We start from the raw sequence: 20,431 nt of genomic DNA on the forward strand, positions 1-20,431 counted from the left end.
AGGAAGAAGGAAGAAGGAAGAAGGAAGAAGGAAGAAGGAAGAAGGAAGAAGGAAGAAGGAAGAAGGAAGAAGGAAGAAGGAAGAAGGAAGAAGGAAGAAAAAATACACAGCAAGCCTTTGAGCGATCGGGATTTGAGGCTTAATTAGGTGGATTTACTTATTAGTGCTAAAATTTCAGCTAACAGCAGTAGCAGGTTGTAGTATTTTTGTGGTATAATCAATTAGCTCGATCGAACTTGCGTAACAGTAAAACAGTAAAATAGCAATTTATTTCCGAACCATGAACAAGATTGTCGTAGGCCTCTCCGGCGGGGTCGATAGTTCCGCAGCAGCCGCAATTTTACACCATCAGGGCTATGAAGTGGTGGGTTTAACGCTGTGGTTGATGAAAGGCAAAGGTCAATGCTGCTCTGAGGGAATGGTCGATGCCGCTAAAATTTGCGAAGATTTGGGCGTTCCCCATCACATTGTTGACAGCCGCGAGGTCTTTCAGGCAAGTATTGTCGATTTTTTGGTGGACGGTTACAGTGCAGGAGTTACACCTCTGCCTTGTTCGCAGTGCAATAAAACTGTGAAGTTCGGGCCGATGCTCAAGTACGCTCGCGAAGAGCTGGGTATTGAAAAGATTGCTACGGGGCACTACGCTCGCATTACCTATGATACTGCTACCGATCGCTATCAGTTGCTGCGGGCGATCGACCCTGCGAAAGATCAGTCTTATTTCTTGTACGATTTAACACAGGATTTACTGGCGGGTACGGAGTTTCCTTTGGGGGAAATCACCAAGACTGAAACTCGCAGAATTGCGGCGGAATTTGGCTTGACAACCGCTGATAAGCCGGAAAGTCAGGATTTGTGTTTGGTGGAAAGTAACGGTTCGATGCGGGCTTTTCTCGACAAGTACATTGCGCCGCAAAAGGGTGACATTGTAGATAAGTCCGGCCGCGTACTCGGACAGCACGACGGCGTGCACCACTACACTATCGGCCAGCGGAAGGGCCTGGGGATTGCCGCACCGGAACCGCTGTATGTGATTGAACTTGATGCTGGTGCTAATCGGGTAATTGTGGGCGATCGCCAGTTGGCAGTAGAATCTGACTGCAATGTCCAGAAAGTAAATTGGGTTTCTGTCGCTGGGCCGATCGCTCCGATTCGGGCTTCCGTGCAGATTCGCTATCGATCGCAACCCGTCCCCGCTACAATTATTCCCGTGGAATCATCCGAAGCAGACGAAAAAGCAAGCGGTACAAGAGTCAAGGTAATTTTTGACGAACCGCAGTTGAGCATTACCCCCGGACAAGCCGCAGTTTGGTATGACTCAGATGTGCTCTTAGGCGGCGGGATTATTGAAAGAAAAAAACTCCCAAATTGATGTTAGGGGATGGCTCGCGTGGGTGCATCTCAATGCAAGCGAATATATCCGTAGGGGCGAAGCATGACCGCATAAAATAGGAGATTATAACTAATAACTTATATGCGGTCATGCTTCGCCCTCTTCAAAAAACCAGATGCACCCGCTCGCGTCCCCACCCCACAAGAAATCTACCACAATAAAATCTAGTCTTTGTGGAACAGGCATCTTGCCTGTTCCAAAAGGAAATTTATTGTTCATTTCACAGGGTCAAATTCCCTTAACTAACTTTCTTTTCCAACCGCAACACATTCCCCCTAGCATTGGTGCGGTAAACCCAAGTTTGGCCGCCATCAGAAACCACAACCCGCCAACCTTCAACAATCATTTGGCCGCAAATTTCATCAGATTTCGCGAGTCCCAAACAAGTATTCGGCCAACTTTGCCGGCTCGATTCAGTGACTTTCAACTTGTCAGCAGCAATCCCAGTCGAGCGCGACAACTCTTGGCGAACTGCGGCTGCAACGTTTGCGGGCAACTGGTTCGGGGGATTTTGGCGCGTACCCTCAGCCAAATTGCCCGGTTCGGAAATTAGACTATTTAGTACCAATCCCGAATAGCTGATTTTTTTTTGATCCCCGACAGCGGGAAATTGCTGCGCTGTTTGCTCATCTTGGTTTTCTACCTGAACGAGGGACTGTTTGAGGGCGCCCGCGTTAGCCGCAGCGGTGTGGATTAGCGCCGGATACATTTCCCATGCCAGAATTCCCGTCAGCACCAAAGCCAAGATTAAAGGATTAGGCTGCTTTTCACCTCGGTTTTGATTGTTTTGAGAGTTATTTTCGGAGATTGGTTTCATAGTACGCCCTCTGCCTCACTTTACACTCTTGCGCGATCGCTCCGGAGCACTCAAATGCAGATACCGATATAGACACTGCTGCTGGTGCTGTTTGTTCCTTGGTGCAGAACCGACTTAACAGAGTCGTGCGGCGCAAGTATCTTATACTCCCTGCTGCCACTTCTGTTTCAGGAAACTTGCACTACCAGTTATTACTTAATTTTTACTTTTAGTATAGTATTGAGCAAAATTTATCGCTAGGTAAATCTGCTGAAACAAAAATGATTTTGGGGGAACATCTCAGTATAAATGACTATTCATCGTGCCCAAACTTCTGAAGGTTTTGTAGACAAGGGGAGGCGAACTGAGCCAGTGAGAGCCAAGGGATGCCGTACAATCTGTAGCAACAGGACGGGAACGCATGATAAATTAAGCAAGCTATCGCTGATTAATTAGAGGATTTAGGTTTTCAAGAGCGATCGTCCCCGAAAATAACTTAGTAGCGATCGCTAATTTTTTAGTAACATCTTGTTGAAATATATCGATTATGAACAGAAAATCCCTAGGAATCCATTTAATGAATCGGATCAGCTATCCTCAAAAATTCATCTTGATCGGTTTTCTATTTGCGATGCCGTTAGTCTTGATGATGTACCTGCTGATTTCCGAAATTAACACCAGAGTTGATTTTGCCCAAAAAGAAATCTACGGCAATCAATACCTGCGTCCGCTGCGCCAGTTGAGGGAATACATACCGAAATTTCACCTGTTAAATTATCAGGGTTTAAATCCAAATTTAAGCCAGCACGAGTCCTGGGATAATTTTGAAGCTAAGATAGACGCGGACTTTCAATCCCTGGCAAATACCGACCGCCAGTTAGGAACAACTTTAGTTTCCCGCGAGCAATTTAATACCATTTATCAAAATTGGCAAAAATTTAAACTTCATCGGAGCCAGTGGAGTTTAGAAACTTACGATGTTGTATATCAAAAAATCGCATATGATATTAATAAATTGAGCGCTCACGTCGGCGATACTTCCAATCTCATATTAGACCCAGATTTAGATACCTATTATTTGATGGATGCAACTTTGTTGAAAATTCCAGAAATGCAAAAATTATTGTCAGAAATTAGGCTATTTTCTCAAAAAAGTAGCCTGCGTTCCGATGCCACACCTGAGGAAAGAGCGAAATTGATTACTTTTGCGGGCAAATTGAGAGAACTCAATCAGGATTTAGCAATCAATATGGAGGTAGGATTTAGCAACAATCCTCACGGGAATCTGCGACCGAAATTAAGCCAAGATTTGATAAAATTTAACTCAGTAGTAGAGCAACTAACTGGGCAACTAGATAAACTAATTTATCCCACAGCCACAGTCGAATATTATACCTATCTCGATGGCAGCGACCGAGTTCTGAATTCGAGTTTTGAACTGTGGGACAAAAGTGTCAATGAATTAGACTTTCTCCTGCAAAAACGTATAGATGCTTTAGTTACTAGAAAACACTTAATTTATGTTTTTATTCTAATTATTTTAACAATAGTTGTTTATTTATTTGTATCTTTTTACCTAGCAGTCATGCAAACTGTATTTGTGCTTGAGGAAGCGTCAAAAAATATGGCAAGTGGCAATATTGACCACAAAATTATTTTGGATAACAAAGATGAACTCGGGCAAGTTGTGGGTGCATTTAACAAGATTGCCGAGGCTTTGGTTGGTGCGAATCAAGAAATTACTGTTCTTAACGATCGCCTAAAATCCGAAAATATGCGGATGAGTGCCGAACTAGATGTCACTCGCAAAATTCAGCAGATGCTGCTGCCGAAAGACCGAGAATTGAAGGAAGTTATTGGCTTAGATATTGCAGGATTTATGGAACCTGCTGATGAAGTAGGCGGTGACTATTACGATGTACTCCAGCACGAAGGTAAAGTAAAAATTGGTATTGGCGACGTGACGGGACACGGATTGGAGAGCGGTGTTTTAATGATTATGCTTCAAACAGCAGTGCGAACTTTGCTCACCTACAACGAAGCCGATCCGGTAAGATTTTTAACCGCTATTAACACTGTAATTTACGATAATATGCAGCGGATGAAATGGGATAAGAACGCTAGCCTTGCTTTGCTAGACTATCACGAGGGAATGCTGAAGTTGAGCGGCCAGCACGAAGAAATGATTGTCGTGCGGTGTAACGGTTCTGCCGAGCGGTTTGATACAATCGATTTGGGTTTCCCGATCGGGCTGGATGAAGATATTGCTGATTTTGTGGCCCAAACCCTTGTCCAGTTGCATTCAGGAGATGTGGTAGTGCTGTACACTGATGGGATTACGGAGGCTAAAAATATGAATAAAGTGCTTTATGGTTTAGATAGGTTAATTAAGGTAATACAGATTAATTGGCAGCAAACGGCTACAGAGATCAGGCACGCTGTAATTGACGACGTGCGATCGCACATCGGCCAACAAAAAGTTTTTGATGACATCACATTGCTGGTTCTAAAACAAAAATAGGGAATTGGGAATTGGGCATGGGGCATGGGGCATGGGGCATGGGGCATGGGGCATGGGGCATGGGGCATGGGGCATGGGGCATTGGTAGCAACTCGCCAATAACCAATAACCAATAACAACAGTCAACCAACAAATAACAACTAACAAATAACAACTAACAAATAACAACTAATATGATTCAGACTTTCGGCGATTTCATCGAGCCGACTCCCAGCCACGAATATTTAATAATTGGATTTTCCCCGAGTTCGATCCCCCTCAAGCAGCGGTGGCGGAACAACGGTTTGTCGGCGGATTTTCTGGCTGACTACTTGACGACTTTTTTCCCTGGAAACGAGGATGACCCCTCGACAATTGACAGACAAGCTGAAATTAAAAGTGCTGTTAGCTATATTGCTAATGAGTTATTAGAGAATGCGATGAAGTTTAATGATGAGACATCGGAACACCCGATCAACATTAAACTGCAATTAAGGAGCGACGGACTGATTTTCTCAGTTGCTAACACCATCCCTCCGCAAGGTGTAGGGAAGTTTCAGGCTTACATTCAGCAGTTGCTGGAGTCCGATCCGAGCGAGCTGTACATTGAGCGGTTGGAAAAAAATGCTGCTGACGAAAATTCTACTAATTCAGGATTGGGCCTGCTAACCATGCTGAGCGATTATACCACCAAAATAGGTTGGAAGTTCCAGACGGTGCAAAAAGACCCGGAAGTAATTACGGTGACAACTATGGTGCAATTAAGAGTATTGTAAAACTTCATTGAGTTTATAAGCAATTATAAACAATAATGGTATTCTATAGTTGTGAGTGTTGAACAAGGAATACGCATCGCCCAAAAAACGCAAGTCTCAAATGCAATTAACAGAGAGGCACATCATTAAATCAACGGAACACCGTTTCGCCCAAATAGACGAACTAGCTTTCAAGTCCAAAAACCTCTACAATGCCGCCAATTACGTCATTCGTCAGAGCTTTATTTATGGATGGGGTTATGTCAGTTATAACGAAATGAACCGATTGATGAAGTCTCAGGTCGCATACAAGGCTTTGCCTGCTAAAGTAAGCCAGCAAATCTTGATGGTGCTAGACAAGAATTGGAAATCGTTTTTTGAAGCCGTTAAAGCTTACAAAGTTGATTCTTCAAAATTCACTGGTCGCCCAAAACTGCCGAAGTACAAAGATAAAGTTAAAGGGCGAAACCTTCTGGTCTACACGATTCAAGCAATTAGCAGCAAACAGTTGAAGAAAGGAATCATTAAACTTTCGGGTACAGAACTTTTAATTAAAACCCAAGTCAATCACGACCAGGTTTGCCAAATTAGGCTGGTTCCGAAATGTGATTCCTATGTAATTGAGGTAATTTATGATGAACCGGAGTCCACCCTGGGCAACGCTAATTTTGTAGCTAGTATTGATTTAGGACTGGACAATTTAGTGGCGTTAACTTCAAATCAACCGGGATTTATCCCTTTGTTGATTAACGGGCGACCATTGAAATCGATCAACCAGTTCTACAACAAGCGGAAAGCACGATTGCAATCCCAGTTAAAAGGGAACCGCAAAACTTCGCCCCGCATTCAGCGCTTAACTCGCTGTCGCAATCAGAAAGTTGATAATTACTTACATCATGCTAGCCGTCTAATTATTAACCTTTTGCTAACCAAGCAGATTGGGACGCTAGTAATTGGCAAGAACGCGCAGTGGAAAACCGAGATCGATCTAGGGAAGCAAACCAATCAAAACTTTGTTAGTATTCCTCACTCTCGATTAATTGAAATGTTGGAGTACAAAGCTCGGTTGGCGGGAATCAATGTAATTGTGCAGGAAGAATCCTACACATCCCGCTCCAGTTTTTTAGGTTTAGACCCAATTCCTGTTTATGGAAAAACCGAAAAAGAGCCTGTGTTTACAGGGGGGCGGATTAAGCGAGGTTTGTACAAAACATCGACTGGTCAGTTGATTAATTCTGACGTGAATGCTTCTTACAATATTCTCAGAAAAGCAATCCCAAATGCGTTCAGCGATGGGATAGAGAGCTGCGTAGTTCAGCCGAGGCGGGTCAATCCGCTTAAAGTGAAAGTGAAGGGGGAGGGACTTGAAGCCTCCCATGCCTATAAATGACTATACTTTTACCAGCTATAAGTATCGCTGGCGATCGATAATATCTAAGGGACTTTTTTTTGCGGCAATGGAAATTAAAACAGAAGATTACGGGATCTGTTACGATCCATCAACGGCAACCGTGAGTTTTAGAGGATCTCTAAGGTTGAGCGGGCCCCAAGAGTACGCACCGATAGTGCAGTTGCTGGAGGAGGTAGCCGATTTGGCACCGGCAAAAATTACCCTCAATTTGCAACAGTTAGAATTTTTGAACAGTTCAGGCATAAATATGCTGTCGAAGTTTATTATCGAAGTCCGCAAAAAAGCTCGGGTGCAAATGGCGGTACAAGGTTCTCAACGTATAGCTTGGCAAGGTAAATCTGTGAAGAATTTCCAGCGCCTAATGCCGAGTTTGCAGTTTGAATTACTATAGACATATGATGACTTTTAGGGTATGGACTGTTGAGCAATTTTCTGTTAGTCGAGGCGCAAATTCTCGGGTTATGCTGGAAGAACAACCATCTAGAGAACAGCTACTTTTAGAGATAGAAAGATTGCGCCAGCAAGTGGAAGACTTGAAGGAGGAAAAAGCGGATCTGGAAATCTTGCTGGAAAATACTGCTGAACATTCCGATACGGTGGAATCTGAGTTGCGCTATCGGGCATTGGAGGCGGTGCGGGAAGGCGAAATCAAGCTAGCTCAATTTCTGGAAGCGATTCCCGTAGGCGTGGCGGTGCTCGATGCTCAAGGTAAACCTTACTACGTCAATCGTGCCGGACAGCAGTTACTCGGCCAAGGGGTGTTGCCGTTAAATGCTGTTGATGATTTGTCAAAAAGTTATAAATTTTATATCGCGGGAACTGATATTATTTACCCTTCACAGAATTTGCCGCTCGTCCGAGCTTTGACGGGAGAAAGTTCGACTGCTGACGATCTGGAAATTCATAGACTAGACAAGAAAATCCCCCTTGAGACTTGGGGGACGCCAATTTTTGACGGTGGCAAAGTTGCTTTTGCGATCGCAGTTTTTCAAGATGTCACGGAACGCAAACAAGCTGAAGCCGACCGCCAAACATTTATTAAGGAATTATTTGAAGTCAATAAAAGCTTAGAAAAATCTCTGGATGCTGAATCGGAATTAACTGATGCCTACGGGCGATTTGTGCCACATCAATTTCTCAATTTGTTGGGATATGAAAGTATTATTGATGTCAGTTTAGGCGATCAAGTGCAGCAGGAAATGTCGGTGCTGTTTGCGGACATCCGCGATTTCACGACGCTTTCCGAAACTATGACTCCTCAAGAAAATTTTAATTTTATAAATGCTTACCTGTCGCGCATGGAGCCTGCTATTACTAGCAATCACGGGTTTATTGACAAATATATCGGCGATGCGATTATGGCTTTGTTTAGCGACTGTGCAGATGATGCAGTGAAAGCTGGTATTGCGATGCTAAATATCCTGAATGATTACAACAGATACCGTTTAAGTGTGGGCTACATCCCGATTAAAATTGGGATTGGGATCAATTCTGGTTCTTTGATGCTGGGGACAGTTGGTGGCACAAGCAGAATGGATAGCACGGTGATTAGTGATGCTGTTAATTTGGCATCTCGGATTGAAGGGTTGACGAAAGATTATGGCGTTCCTATGTTAATTTCTCAGCAGACATTGGAACGGTTGCGAAATCCGGCTGATTATAATATTCGGATTGTGGATAAAGTACAGGTAAAAGGAAAATTACAATATGTCACAATATATGAGGTCTTCGATGCCGATCCGCCGGAAATTCTCTCGGCTAAGCTAGCAAATTTGGCGGTATATACTGAAGCAATGTTACTTTGCGATCGCCATGAGTACCGATTGGCAGGAAAATTGTTTGAAGAGTGTTTGCGGAAAAATCCGAGCGATCGGGTAGCTCGCATTTACCTGAAACGCTGTCGGGATTGGCGATCGCTCCTCAGGGAAATTTAGTCAGTTGGCTGTTGGCAGTTGGCAGTTGACAGTTGACAGTTGACAGTTGACAGTTGACAGTTGACAGTTGACAGTTGACAGTTGACAGTTGACAGTTGACAGTTGGCAGTTGGCAGTTTAAGAGGTTTCGCGACATTGCATCGGGAGCATCTCAGTTTTGCATTTATATATAGTGCTGTCCCCGCTCGCGAGTACAATACGCGAGCGGGGACGCTCGCACTATAATAAAAAAATGCTTTTTACAAAAATGAGATGCTCCCTTGACAGTTGACAGTTGACAGTTGACAGTTGACAGTTGGCAGTTGGCAGTTTAAGAGGTTTCGCGACATTGCATCTACCAAGAAACCGGGTTTCTCATTTAAAAGTGTGTAAGTCCTGATAATATAATTACTAATTTGGAGTGTCAATAAAAGACGATGGGAATTAACAAGTGGCAGTCGAGAATATCTATAAAACCTTCAGTAATTAAAGTTATAGCTTTGTTCTGCCTCTGCTGCTTGTTAACTGCAAGCTGCGGACAGAGTGCCAGTCGATCGCCCAATTCGCCCAATTCGCCCAACAACGATCGCGTGACAATTGGCACAACCTTGAAATTGCGGACGATCGACCCCGCCGACGCTTACGAAACCATCTCAGGACAACTGCTGCGAAATTTGGGCGATACTCTCTACACCTACGAGTCGGGAACGACAAAGTTAATCCCCCACTTGGCGACAGCAATGCCAAAAGTTAGCAAAGACGGATTGACATATACAATTCCCTTGCGTCAAGGCGTGATTTTTCACGACGACACACCGTTTAACGCCGCAGCAATGGAATTTTCCTTGCAGCGGTTTATCAAAAATGGCGGTCGTCCGGCTTTCTTGTTGGGCGATGCAGTAGAATCGGTGAAAGCGACGGGCGAATACGAATTAACTTTTCAACTCAAAAAGCCTTTTGCTGCGTTTCCTTCTTTGCTGACATTTGCCGGTCTTTGTCCGATTTCTCCGAAAGCTTATGAGATTGGGGACGGTAAATTTAAACCGGATACTTTTGTGGGAACTGGACGCTACAAACTGGCGAAGTACGGTAGCGATTCTCTGAAGTTTGACGCCTTTGATAAGTATTGGGGAGAAAAACCCGTCAATAGAGGTATTGACATTTTGCTGCTTTCGAGTTCTTCAAATTTGTTCAATACTTTTAGGACTGGTGCGATCGATGTAGCTTATTTATCCCTGGATGCGGATCAAGTTCGCAGCTTGGATGAGGGAGCAAAAAAAGGGAAATGGCAGGAAATCGCGGGGGAGAGCAGTACAGTTAGTTATATGACGCTGAATCTCAATTCTAAACCGCTGGATAAGTTAGAGGTGAGACAGGCGATCACCGCGGCGATGGATCGGCCGTTGATTAACGATCGCGTCCTCCGAGGACAAGCCCAGCCTCTGTACAGCCTGATTCCCACAACCTTCGACGTTAACAAGCCAGTATTTAAAGAACTGTACGGCGACGCCAACATGACAAAAGCCAAGGAATTGCTAAAAAAAGCGGGATATTCGGCCGCCAATCCGTTTATTTTTCAAATTTGGCATCCTAGCGGTTCTACAAAACGAGGTTTAGTGGCGAGTACGATTAAAGCTTTAGCCCAACTCAAAATGGACGGGATAATGCAGGTGGAAATTAACAGCGTTGAATCTCCGACTTTGTTTCAGAATATAGAGAAGGGGATTTATCCTGCGGTGTTGGTGGATTGGTACGCTGACTTTTTCGACGCTGACAATTACATTCAGCCGTTTTTGGATTGTGCGACGGGTTCGGCGGCCCGCGGGTGTGAAAAGGGTGCCAGTCAGGGGCAGGGTTCGTTTTATTATAGCGATCGGGTAAATCAACTGATCGCCAAGCAGCGCCAAGAAGCCAACCCTCAAACCCGCAAAGCTTTGTTTGCCGAAATTCAGGACATACTAGGTCAAGATGTACCTTTCATCCCTCTATGGCAGGATAAGGACTATACTTTTGCTCAGAACAGCATCACGGGTGTCCGTCTCGAACCGACGCAATCCTTTCCCTTTTGGTTCCTGAAAAAGCAATAATTGTTTACAATAATTGTTGGGAGTTTAAACGTCCATAATTCTATCATCTTTTGTGCACAACAGGGTGATGATTGTCACAGTTTATCGAAGAGACCGATCACCCCACTCTCTCTAAAAATGTTGGATATTATTAGTAGAGAGAGATATCGCCGAGGGTGAGTATATGAAATTTGGAATTTTAACAACAACAGGGCTGCTAATTGCGATCGGTTTTGCTTCTGGAGTCAAAGCAGAAAACGTATCACAAGTCAAGCAACTATTAGAAACTAAAAATTGCAGCAAATGTGACTTGACAGGAGCGCAGCTTTCTGGCATGAATCTCAGCGGTGCGAATTTGAACGGTGCAAATTTGAGTGGTGCAAATTTGAGCGGTACAAATTTGAACGAAGCCAAATTAAACGCAGTAAATCTGACACAAGCTAAATTGCAAGGTGCGAGCTTAATTGGGGCTAAAATGCACGGGGCAAATTTGGAGGGTGCTGATTTGACTCGCGCTAACCTGAGTTTGGCTGGTTTAGTAATTGCCAGTTTGAAAAATACCAACCTTACCAGTGCTAATTTGGTCGGGGCTAATTTAGAAAGTGCTAATTTGACTGGGGCGAACCTGAGAAATGCCCGTCAGTCTGTCGCGAATCTGGGAAATATCACCCTCCGGGGCGGTAGTTTGTCGGGAATAGATGTGCTGGGGGTTAACTTGCGGGATGCTAATTTGACTGGTGCTAATTTGACCGGTGCTAACTTGAACGGTTCGGATTTGACTGGCGCTAATTTACAGGATGCCAATATGGCAAATGTAGATTTGAAAAACGCTGCTTTGCCGTAGGACGATCGCCAATTGCTATATCAGACTATCGTGTTTAACAACCTTAATATAATCCTGTAGGGGCAATTTCTGAAATTGCCCCTATAATTTTAATTTCCTTCATTCATTTGACAGTTTGTAGGGGCGGTGCCCCCGTGCCCGCCCTCTTCGTTGACTGTTGACAAAAGAAGGAACAGGATTGGAGTAACGAAGAGCCTGATTTTAATTTCTCCCGGGCTTGGGGCTTTAAACTAATTCTTTCTGGTAATTTTAATTTTCCGTTAAGTCTGAGATGAGAGAGGACTGAAGTCCTCACTACAAACCTGAGAGTTATTTAACTTGATTTGAGATCAATCTTCGTCAGCGGCATCTTGGGGAAAACGGATAATGTCATCATCACCCAGATATTCGCCATTTTGGATTTCAATCATCACCAAGGGAATAACGCCGGGGTTTTCCACGCGGTGAGCGGTATTCATGGGAACGTAGGTTGACTGTTTCTGCATGAGAATGGTCTCTTTGTCATCGCAGATAACTTTAGCGGTACCGGAGACGACAACCCAGTGTTCGCTGCGGTGATAGTGCATTTGGGTGCGGATGTGGTGTCCCGGTTTGACTTCGATGCGATTGATCTTGTAGCGATCGCCCGCGTCTATGACTGTAACTTTACCCCAAAACCGAGTTTGCGTGCGATCGTCCGTTTTTTCGATTGTGTCCACTGTTTCCACCATGCTGTTGATCTCGCTAACGGTGTCTGTAAAAATATCTGTAGTTGAAAGTATATCAGGGACTGGTAAGTCGGAATCCAAAATAATTATTCTGCTCATGGAAACAATGGTCGATTAGACATCCGATCTTCATTTATCACTTGTTCAAGATATTCCGCAGTTTCTTTTTGTTCTTGTTCATCATCCTCATCTTCTCGCCACGATCGCAATAATTCGATCGCAGGTTGATTTCTTTTGATCCTTTCCTCCTTCGACAGTTTAGTAAAATCTACGTTTTCAGGTGTCTGGGCGGGTTCCGGTAATCCGGGCTTAACCGTCACAGTTTCCAGAAATAACCGCATCATTTTCAGCAAATTCGGCCAATATTCTCTCGGAGTTTGCTGAATTACACTGAGAAACTCTACCATTTCGTTGCCAATGCGAGGTTCTGGCGCTGAAGTTGCTGTCGCTGGACTTTCACTGACTAAAGCTTGTTCAGACATAATCATTTTTCTCCTTTCTCGGATTTATATGAATCAGCGGGTCGATCGATATCCTGGATGGGAAGCCAGAGATTGGCGATCGAATTCGCCTCTACTTATATTGTAAATATTGTAAACAAAAGGCGGAGGATGATTCATTCAAATTATGGGATTTGCTTGAACCGCAGATATCAGCGGATGAACACAGATGTACGCAGATAATTAATTCATCTGCGTACATCTGCGTTTATCTGCGGTTCTAAATAACCATCTAAGTCAGCGGGTGCATCTCATTTTTGAAGAGGGCGAAGCATGACCGCATATAAGTTATTAGTTATAATCTCATATTGACTGCGGTCATGCTTCGCCCCTACACACATATTTGCCAAACCCAGATGCACCCTCAGTAAGCTGCGATGATATTACTTGCTCAAAACACCCTCAGGAATCCCCAAAATATCCTCAATCCGAGGCATATCTTCCAAAGCAATCACTCGCCCTTCATCCTCAAAGCCCGCAATCTGATCGAAATTTAAATATCGATACAAATCACCAGCAAAAGGATTGATTTTCTTCGCCACAATCTCTTGGTATTCTTCGACTGTGGGAATTCGACCCAACAGCGAACAAACTGCGGCTAATTCCGCAGAACCGAGATAAACTTGCGCGTCTTTACCCATGCGGTTGTTGAAATTACGAGTCGAAGTTGAAAACACGGTTGTCGCATCTTTAACCCGCGCTTGATTGCCCATACAAAGACTGCATCCCGGCATTTCTGTGCGCGCTCCAGCCGCTCCAAAAATGCTGTAATAACCTTCTTCTTTCAGTTGCTGTTCGTCCATCCGAGTTGGCGGACAAATCCACAGGCGAGCTTTCACTTCCCCTGCACCTTCCAACACCTTCGCAGTGGCGCGGTAGTGACCGATATTTGTCATGCAGGAACCGACAAATACTTCGTCTACCCGATCGCCCGCAACCTCACTCAACAGCTTCACATTATCCGGGTCATTCGGCGCAGCCACAATCGGTTCAGTAATCTCATTGAGATCGATTTCGATGATTTCCACATACTCCGCATCAGCATCCGCCTCAAGCAACACCGGATTAGCCAGCCATTCCTCCATCTTCGCCACCCGGCGCATCATCGTCCGCGCATCTTCATAGCCCCGCGCCACCATATTTTTGAGCAGTGCGACATTAGAACGAATGTACTCAGAAACAGTCTCAGCGCTCAATTTAATCGTGCATCCGGCGCAAGAACGCTCGGCCGAGGCATCGGTCAATTCAAAAGCCTGCTCGACCTTCAAATCGGGCAAACCTTCAATCTCCATAATTCGCCCAGAAAAGACGTTTTTCTTATTCTGTTTCGAGACTGTCAGCAAACCTTTTTGAATTGCTACGTAGGGAATTGCATTCACAACATCTCGCAGCGTTACTCCCGGTTGTAATTCACCTTTGAACCGGACTAGAACTGATTCTGGCATATCCAAAGGCATCACGCCCAAAGCAGCAGCAAAAGCTACTAATCCCGAACCCGCCGGAAAGGAAATCCCTAATGGAAAACGAGTGTGAGAATCGCCGCCTGTTCCCACTGTATCCGGCAATAACATCCGGTTCAGCCAAGAGTGAATAATTCCGTCTCCGGGACGCAAAGCTATGCCCGCGCGCTGTGCCATGAAATCGGGCAATTCGTGGTGAGTTTTGACATCCACTGGTTTCGGATAGGCAGCGGTGTGACAAAAACTTTGAATTACCAAATCGGCGCTAAATCCCAGACAAGCAAGTTCTTTTAATTCGTCCCGAGTCATGGGGCCGGTGGTATCTTGGGAACCGACTGTGGTCATTAATGGTTCGCAAGATGTGCCGGGACGAACGCCGGACAAACCGCAAGCTTTTCCTACCATCTTTTGAGCTAAGGTGAAGCCTTTTCCGGTATCGGCGGGAATAGTTGGACGGGTGAAAATCGGGCTAATTTCTAGTCCTAAAGCTTCGCGAACTTTGTCGGTTAAGGTGCGTCCGATTAATAGGGGAATTCGACCGCCGGCGCGAACTTCGTCGAGGATTGTGTCGGGTTTGAGGGTGAAGGTGGAGATGATTTCTCCGGCTTCGTTGGTGATTTCGCCTTTGTAGGGATGGATGGTGATTACCATGCCGGTTTCCATTTTGGCGACATCGCATTCGATCGGCAATGCGCCGGAATCTTCAGCGGTATTGAAGAAAATCGGGGCGATCGCACTTCCTAGAATATATCCGCCGTTGCGCTTGTTTGGTACAAACGGAATATCGTTACCAATGTGCCACAACACGGAGTTAATCGCCGATTTCCGCGAGGAACCGGTGCCGACAACATCGCCAACGTAGGCGACGGGATGGCCTTTTTCTTTCAATTGGGCGATCGTTTCTAAGGCCCCTGGCATCTTGCTTTCGAGCATCGCCAAAGCGTGCAGGGGAATGTCCGGCCGCGTGGTAGCCTGAGGTGCGGGAGACAAGTCATCGGTATTGGTTTCTCCGGGCACTTTGAAGACTGTAACAGTAATGGCTTGGGCTAGTTCGGGGCGGCCGGTAAACCACTCGGCATCAGCCCAGGAATCGACTACCTGCTTCGCGTAGGGATTGGTATCCGACAGGGCGAGAATGTCGTGGAAGGCATCGAATACTAACAGCGTTTTGCTCAGAGCCCGGGCTGCGGTGGCGGGGATAGCGATTTCGGCAGTAGGATTGAGCAAGTCGATTAAAGATTGGACGTTGTAACCGCCCATCATTGTCCCCAGCAGGTAAACTGCCCATTTGGGAGCAATTAGGGGGCTGTGGATTTCACCTTTGGCGATGCCGGTTAAAAAACCAGCTTTGACGTAGGCGGCGCTGTCTACGCCTGGGGGTACGCGATCGCGCAATAATTCGATTAAGGCTTCTTCTTCTCCCGGTGGCGGATTTTTCAGCAATTCGCAGAGTTCCGACGTTTGCTGGGCGTCTAGCGGCAGCGGCGGAATTCCCAATGCGGCTCTTTCGGCAGCGTGAAGGCGGTAAGATTCAAGCATTTTCTCTCTCTCCTCGGATAGTTTTGGGTAGTTGTTTGCAGATGGCATTACTTTTTAGATTAGGGGCTGGCGCTGCATATTTGGCAAGCTACCCCGCCATACATGAAAATTTAACGCAAGTTCAGAAACTCTACATTTTCTTACCAGAGACAGATGCGATCGCCACTGGCATTCCACCTAAAACTCGATCCGAGCAGTTTTGGGGAGCTGACTTGCATGAGTTTTGGTTAAGATTAATGTAGTGGGGCACTGTCGATCGTTCTCTACATATGCAATCATCAGTCACCACAAGTTTCAACAGTTGACAGTTGACAGTTGACAGTTGACAGTTGACCGAAGGAGAGCGACCTCTACCCTTAAGTCCGAGGATTCGAGTAATGAATAGTCTGATTTTTATTTCTCCCTCACTCGTGTTCCGGCTTTCAACCAATTTTTTCTGGTAAAAAAAGTTACCTGCTCAATGGAACAATTCAAAAATGGAAAGTTTTATCCCTGAAAACGGTGAAGACTGTCAGGGCTGTGCCGCCAAGCCAGACTTGTACGAAGAATTGCAAGAAACCAAAGAATTGCTGCTGACGATCGCCAATTCGATGCCGATGCCCATGATCGTCAGCAGTCTACCTGACGGCATAATTCTTTATAGCAACGATTTATGCCGTCAGGCTTTCGGCCTGAGAGCATTTCAGTCGATCGACCACCAGCCAGCCTCCATCCTCTACAACAATCCCGCAGAACGGCAGCAACTACTGGAGGATCTCGCTCGCAACGGATACGTCCGCGAGACAGAAGTCCGCCTCAAAAAAGCTGACGGTACCCTGTTTTGGGCCACTGTATCCATGCGGTATTTGACATTACTGTCGGAAAAAACTGTGCTGTCGGTGTTCTGCGACATTACCGAGCGCAAGCTAGCCGCCGCTAAAGAGCAGGAATTGCTGGCGTCAATCCACTTGCGGGCCCGCCAGCAAGCGGCCGTCGCCTACTTGGGACAGCAGGCCCTAGCCGAAACAGACTTGTCCGCACTGATGGACAAAGCTGCGGTGTTAATTGCCCAAACCCTAGATGTCGAGTATTGCCAGTTTTTGGAACTGTTGCCTTCTGGCCATGCTTTTCTGTTGCGAGCGGGGATTGGCTGGCAGCCCGGACTTGTCGGTAACGCTACTGTTACCGCTTCTAGTCGATCGCAAGCAGGTTACACATTGCTAGTTGGTGAACCGATAATCGTCGCAGATTTGCGAGTAGAAACCCGCTTTAGCGAGTCGCCACTGCTGCACAACCACCAGGCTGTCAGCGGCGTCACTGCGATCGTTCCCGGAAATCGAGGACAGGCGAAAAAGAACTGGGGACAAGCAGAACCTGGGAAGACTGCTGAGTCGGCTGTCTGGGGCATTTTGGGGGTACACAGCAAGCAAGAGCGCGTTTTTAACCAGGATGACGTTTATTTTGTAGAAGCGATCGCCAATCTGTTAGCTGCGGCGATCGATCGCATTCGATCGCAAGAGCGCTTGCAAATGATGGAACGGGCGATCGAGAGTACCAGCAACGGCATTGCGATCGCCGACGCCACAGTTGCAGATAATCCAATTATTTATGTCAATCCCAGTTTTGAGCGGATCACCGGTTATAGCAGAGAGGAATTAATTGGTAAAAATTGCCGATTTTTACAGGGAAAAGATACCAATTGCCCCGCTGCAAAAGAGCTGCAAACTGCCATTCGAGAAGGGAAAGAATGCCAAGTGATTTTGCGTAATTTTCGGAAAGATGGAACACCTTTTTGGAACGAACTTTCTATTGCTCCCGTATACAATTTTCGGCGACACTTAACTCACTTTATTGGAGTTCAAACCGATGTTACAGACCGCCAGCGCTCGGAAGAAGAATTATTTTTAAAGTCTCAAGATTTAGCCACATTCAGTGCCAACCTCAAACATTTGCACCGGATTACAACTTATCACTATCAAAACTTTCAAGAACTGGTTGATGATTATCTGACAGCAGGCTGTTTAATTTTTGGACTCTCTATTGGTATTATTGCTCAAGTTGAAAGTCAATCTTTTCTGATTCGCTCCGTCAAAAGCAACATCAAATATTTTAACAAAGGCTTAAAATTAAATCTTAGCGATACTTACTGTGCAGCAGTAATCAAATCCCAAAAAACCATGGCGTGTTCTCACATCAAAGAAATACTGAAAACTGGCGACCATCAAGTTTATCAAGATTTGAACATAGAATCATACATTGGCACACCGATATTTGTCAACGATAAAATTTATGGTACTTTGAGCTTTTGTTCGCAAAAAGCCCGACATAAAAATTTTGAATCGCAGGCCAGAGAAATCATAGAACTGATGGCTCAAAGCATCGGTAAATTTCTGGCAGTTCACAGAATGGAAATCGAACGCCAGCGAGCCGAACAAGAGCGCTGCGAGCTGATAGTATCTCTCCAAGAAAGTGAAGAACGCTATCGTCGTTTAGTAGAACTATCTCCCGAAGCGATCGCCGTTCACAGTCAAGGAAAAATCGTCTACATCAATGCCGCTGGCGCTAAACTCCTCGGCGCCAGATCTCCGGCAGAGCTCATCGGCTTTCCGGTATTGGATATCGTTCATCCAAACTATGTCGAAAAAGCCAGAGAACGGATGAGACAAGTCGAGGAAGAAAATCAGCCGATCGAGCTTGCCGAAGAAAAATTGATGCGGCTTGACGGACAAATCATAGACGTTGAAGTTGCCGGCATCCCTGCTATTTATCAAGGCTCAGCCGCCGCCCAAATTATTATCAGAGATGTCACCGAGCGCAAGCGAGTAGAACAGCAACTACTGCACGGCGCCTTTCACGATTCGCTGACGGGTTTACCTAACCGCCTTTTGTTCATCGACAGGCTAGGACAAGCGATCCGCCGTTCCAAACATTCCCCAGATTACAAATTTGCCGTCCTGTTCCTAGATTTAGACCGCTTCAAAATAGTTAATGATTCTTTAGGACACATTCTTGGGGATAAACTGCTAATTGCCCTAGGGCAGCGGCTTCAGGATTGCGTGCGCGTTTCCGATACAGTCGCCCGGTTGGGGGGAGACGAATTTACCATTCTGCTAGACCGCATTCAGAGCTTCAGCGACGCCACCCTAGCAGCTAACAGGATACAAACAGAACTGAAGATTCCGTTTAACCTCGAAGGGCATGAAGTATTTACCACCGCTAGCATTGGGATTGTTTTCAGTCGAGGTGACTTAGGAATAGTAGAAAGTGACGAGTTGAACGGCCAGCAGAGTGCTTTATACAGCCATCCCGAAGAATTCCTGCGCGATGCTGATATTGCTATGTACCGTGCTAAAGCTTTGGGTAAAGCCCGCCACGAGGTGTTTAATTTGGCGATGCACGACCAAACTATCTCCCTCTTGCAGTTAGAAACAGACCTGCGATTAGCTATTTTTGGCAAGGAGGAATTAGGGAAAAGTAAGGATGAATGTTCGCACTTTATTGTCCACTACCAACCGATTTTTTCCCTCGCCAGCGGTGCGATCGAAGGTTTTGAGGCTTTGGTGCGCTGGCAGCACCCGATTCGGGGTTTAGTACCGCCTTCTACTTTTATTCCTGTAGCTGAAGAAACAGGCTTGATCGTGCCTCTGGGAGCCTGGGTGCTGCGCGAAGCTTGCCGACAATTGCGCGTTTGGCAAGAAATGTTGATGGAAGAAGGAAGAAGGAAGAAGGAAGAAGGAAGAAGGAAGAGGGAAGAGGGAAGGGGGAAGAGGGAAGAGGGAAGAGGGAAGAAGGAAGAGGGAAGAGGGAAAAAATTCCCAATTACCAATCTCCAATTACCAATCCCCGATTACCAATTACCGATTGCCGATTCCCAATTCGCGATTCCCAATTCGCGATTCCCAATTCCCAATTTCCAGTTACCAATTGTCGAGCCTTCACAATTAACAATGAGCGTCAATCTTTCTCCAAAGCAGTTAGGAATGGCGAATTTAATTGAACATATAGATGAAATTTTGGCAGAAACTGGCTGCGCTCCGAGTTGTTTGAAATTGGAGATCACTGAAAGCGCGATCGTAGAAAATGTGGCTAAGGCTAATATTGTACTCGCCCAATTAAAAGGTAGAAATATTCGATTGTCGATCGACGATTTTGGTACGGGCTATTCGTCTTTGAGTTACTTGCACCGCTTTCCGCTGGATACGCTGAAGATCGATCGATCTTTTGTGAGTCGCTTGGGGGCGATCGAAAACGGCAACGGCGGGGGTCAGCCTTTGCAGATTGTGCGGGCGATCGTAACTTTGGCTCACAATTTGGGATTAAATGCGATCGCCGAAGGTGTGGAGACAGCCGAACAGTTAGCCCAGCTTCGGGCACTCGACTGCGAATTAGCTCAGGGATATTTGTTTTCTAAACCTTTGGACAGTGGCGCAGTGACAGAAATGCTGATAAATCTGGGCAATATCAAGTCGGGTTAACATCTGTTTCAAGAAATCTGTCTATTTCTACCTAAATTTACTCATTTACCCAGAATTTGAAAACTGGTGACAATAGCTGTATAATTCATTTGC

14 protein-coding genes are annotated in these 20,431 nt (G+C 45.6%); 10 read left to right on the forward strand and 4 right to left on the reverse strand.

Going from position 1 to position 20,431, the window contains the following annotated elements:
• Positions 1-280: 280 nt before the first annotated feature.
• Positions 281-1,372: a tRNA 2-thiouridine(34) synthase MnmA gene (gene mnmA / locus JGK11_RS15535; protein WP_293189263.1), complete on the forward strand. Its 1,092-nt coding sequence runs from the start codon at positions 281-283 to the stop codon at positions 1,370-1,372.
• Between the two features lie 259 nt (positions 1,373-1,631).
• Here the strand turns inward: mnmA and JGK11_RS15540 are convergent, their stop codons facing one another.
• A complete protein-coding gene (locus JGK11_RS15540) occupies positions 1,632-2,210 on the reverse strand; it encodes a hypothetical protein (RefSeq protein WP_293187068.1) in 579 nt (192 codons plus the stop codon).
• A 556-nt stretch (positions 2,211-2,766) separates the two neighbouring features.
• On the opposite strand from JGK11_RS15540, the gene JGK11_RS15545 reads away from it, so the two are divergent.
• The 7 genes from JGK11_RS15545 (at position 2,767) to JGK11_RS15575 (ending at position 11,678) form a co-directional block, all read left to right on the forward strand.
• The gene (locus JGK11_RS15545) at positions 2,767-4,710 is read left to right on the forward strand and encodes a PP2C family protein-serine/threonine phosphatase (RefSeq protein WP_293198030.1); all 1,944 of its coding nucleotides are present in this window, start codon (positions 2,767-2,769) and stop codon (positions 4,708-4,710) included.
• A gap of 173 nt (positions 4,711-4,883) precedes the next feature.
• On the forward strand, positions 4,884-5,465 hold the full coding sequence (locus tag JGK11_RS15550; RefSeq protein WP_293212228.1) for a DUF6272 family protein: 582 nt from the start codon (positions 4,884-4,886) through the stop codon (positions 5,463-5,465).
• A 100-nt stretch (positions 5,466-5,565) separates the two neighbouring features.
• Positions 5,566-6,834, forward strand: coding sequence for a transposase (locus tag JGK11_RS15555; protein WP_293212229.1), 1,269 nt, complete (start codon positions 5,566-5,568; stop codon positions 6,832-6,834).
• A 67-nt stretch (positions 6,835-6,901) separates the two neighbouring features.
• A complete protein-coding gene (locus JGK11_RS15560) occupies positions 6,902-7,246 on the forward strand; it encodes a hypothetical protein (RefSeq protein ID WP_293187071.1) in 345 nt (114 codons plus the stop codon).
• A 70-nt stretch (positions 7,247-7,316) separates the two neighbouring features.
• A complete protein-coding gene (locus tag JGK11_RS15565; RefSeq protein WP_293185525.1) occupies positions 7,317-8,789 on the forward strand; it encodes an adenylate/guanylate cyclase domain-containing protein in 1,473 nt (490 codons plus the stop codon).
• 416 nt (positions 8,790-9,205) lie between these two features.
• The gene (locus tag JGK11_RS15570; protein ID WP_293189259.1) at positions 9,206-10,855 is read left to right on the forward strand and encodes an ABC transporter substrate-binding protein; all 1,650 of its coding nucleotides are present in this window, start codon (positions 9,206-9,208) and stop codon (positions 10,853-10,855) included.
• A gap of 163 nt (positions 10,856-11,018) precedes the next feature.
• Positions 11,019-11,678 carry a pentapeptide repeat-containing protein gene (locus JGK11_RS15575; RefSeq protein WP_293185523.1) on the forward strand — a complete coding sequence of 220 codons (660 nt, stop codon included), beginning with the start codon at positions 11,019-11,021 and terminating at the stop codon, positions 11,676-11,678.
• Positions 11,679-12,007: 329 nt separating this feature from the next.
• On the opposite strand, the gene JGK11_RS15580 is transcribed toward JGK11_RS15575, so the two are convergent.
• The 3 genes from JGK11_RS15580 to acnB form a co-directional block, all read right to left on the reverse strand.
• Positions 12,008-12,484, reverse strand: coding sequence for a cupin domain-containing protein (locus JGK11_RS15580; RefSeq protein ID WP_293185522.1), 477 nt, complete (start codon positions 12,482-12,484; stop codon positions 12,008-12,010).
• Positions 12,481-12,867, reverse strand: a complete 387-nt coding sequence (locus JGK11_RS15585; RefSeq protein WP_293185520.1) for a hypothetical protein — start codon at positions 12,865-12,867, stop codon at positions 12,481-12,483. Before JGK11_RS15585 ends, JGK11_RS15580 begins: the two co-directional genes overlap by 4 nt.
• Before the next feature lie 401 nt (positions 12,868-13,268).
• Positions 13,269-15,884 (reverse strand): bifunctional aconitate hydratase 2/2-methylisocitrate dehydratase, encoded by a 2,616-nt coding sequence (acnB, locus tag JGK11_RS15590; protein WP_293185519.1) that lies wholly within the window; start codon positions 15,882-15,884, stop codon positions 13,269-13,271.
• A 41-nt stretch (positions 15,885-15,925) separates the two neighbouring features.
• On the opposite strand from acnB, the gene JGK11_RS15595 reads away from it, so the two are divergent.
• Together JGK11_RS15595 and JGK11_RS15600 are read left to right on the forward strand one after the other, a co-directional pair.
• Entirely contained in the window at positions 15,926-16,126 is a 201-nt protein-coding gene (locus JGK11_RS15595; protein WP_293185518.1) for a hypothetical protein, read from the forward strand.
• 234 nt (positions 16,127-16,360) lie between these two features.
• Positions 16,361-20,338 (forward strand): EAL domain-containing protein, encoded by a 3,978-nt coding sequence (locus JGK11_RS15600; protein WP_293212230.1) that lies wholly within the window; start codon positions 16,361-16,363, stop codon positions 20,336-20,338.
• Positions 20,339-20,431: the final 93 nt, after the last annotated feature.

The organism is Microcoleus sp. PH2017_34_RAT_O_A (assembly GCF_020737885.1).
GTDB lineage: Bacteria > Cyanobacteriota > Cyanobacteriia > Cyanobacteriales > Microcoleaceae > Microcoleus.

Bases quoted from the DNA above. Each gene is read 5' to 3' on its own strand.
- mnmA (WP_293189263.1), top strand. From the start codon at position 281: ATGAACAAGATTGTCGTAGGCCTCTCCGGCGGGGTCGATAGTTCCGCA.
- JGK11_RS15540 (WP_293187068.1), bottom strand. From the start codon at position 2,210: ATGAAACCAATCTCCGAAAATAACTCTCAAAACAATCAAAACCGAGGT.
- JGK11_RS15545 (WP_293198030.1), top strand. From the start codon at position 2,767: ATGAATCGGATCAGCTATCCTCAAAAATTCATCTTGATCGGTTTTCTA.
- JGK11_RS15550 (WP_293212228.1), top strand. From the start codon at position 4,884: ATGATTCAGACTTTCGGCGATTTCATCGAGCCGACTCCCAGCCACGAA.
- JGK11_RS15555 (WP_293212229.1), top strand. From the start codon at position 5,566: ATGCAATTAACAGAGAGGCACATCATTAAATCAACGGAACACCGTTTC.
- JGK11_RS15560 (WP_293187071.1), top strand. From the start codon at position 6,902: ATGGAAATTAAAACAGAAGATTACGGGATCTGTTACGATCCATCAACG.
- JGK11_RS15565 (WP_293185525.1), top strand. From the start codon at position 7,317: ATGCTGGAAGAACAACCATCTAGAGAACAGCTACTTTTAGAGATAGAA.
- JGK11_RS15570 (WP_293189259.1), top strand. From the start codon at position 9,206: ATGGGAATTAACAAGTGGCAGTCGAGAATATCTATAAAACCTTCAGTA.
- JGK11_RS15575 (WP_293185523.1), top strand. From the start codon at position 11,019: ATGAAATTTGGAATTTTAACAACAACAGGGCTGCTAATTGCGATCGGT.
- JGK11_RS15580 (WP_293185522.1), bottom strand. From the start codon at position 12,484: ATGAGCAGAATAATTATTTTGGATTCCGACTTACCAGTCCCTGATATA.
- JGK11_RS15585 (WP_293185520.1), bottom strand. From the start codon at position 12,867: ATGTCTGAACAAGCTTTAGTCAGTGAAAGTCCAGCGACAGCAACTTCA.
- acnB (WP_293185519.1), bottom strand. From the start codon at position 15,884: ATGCTTGAATCTTACCGCCTTCACGCTGCCGAAAGAGCCGCATTGGGA.
- JGK11_RS15595 (WP_293185518.1), top strand. From the start codon at position 15,926: ATGGCATTACTTTTTAGATTAGGGGCTGGCGCTGCATATTTGGCAAGC.
- JGK11_RS15600 (WP_293212230.1), top strand. From the start codon at position 16,361: ATGGAAAGTTTTATCCCTGAAAACGGTGAAGACTGTCAGGGCTGTGCC.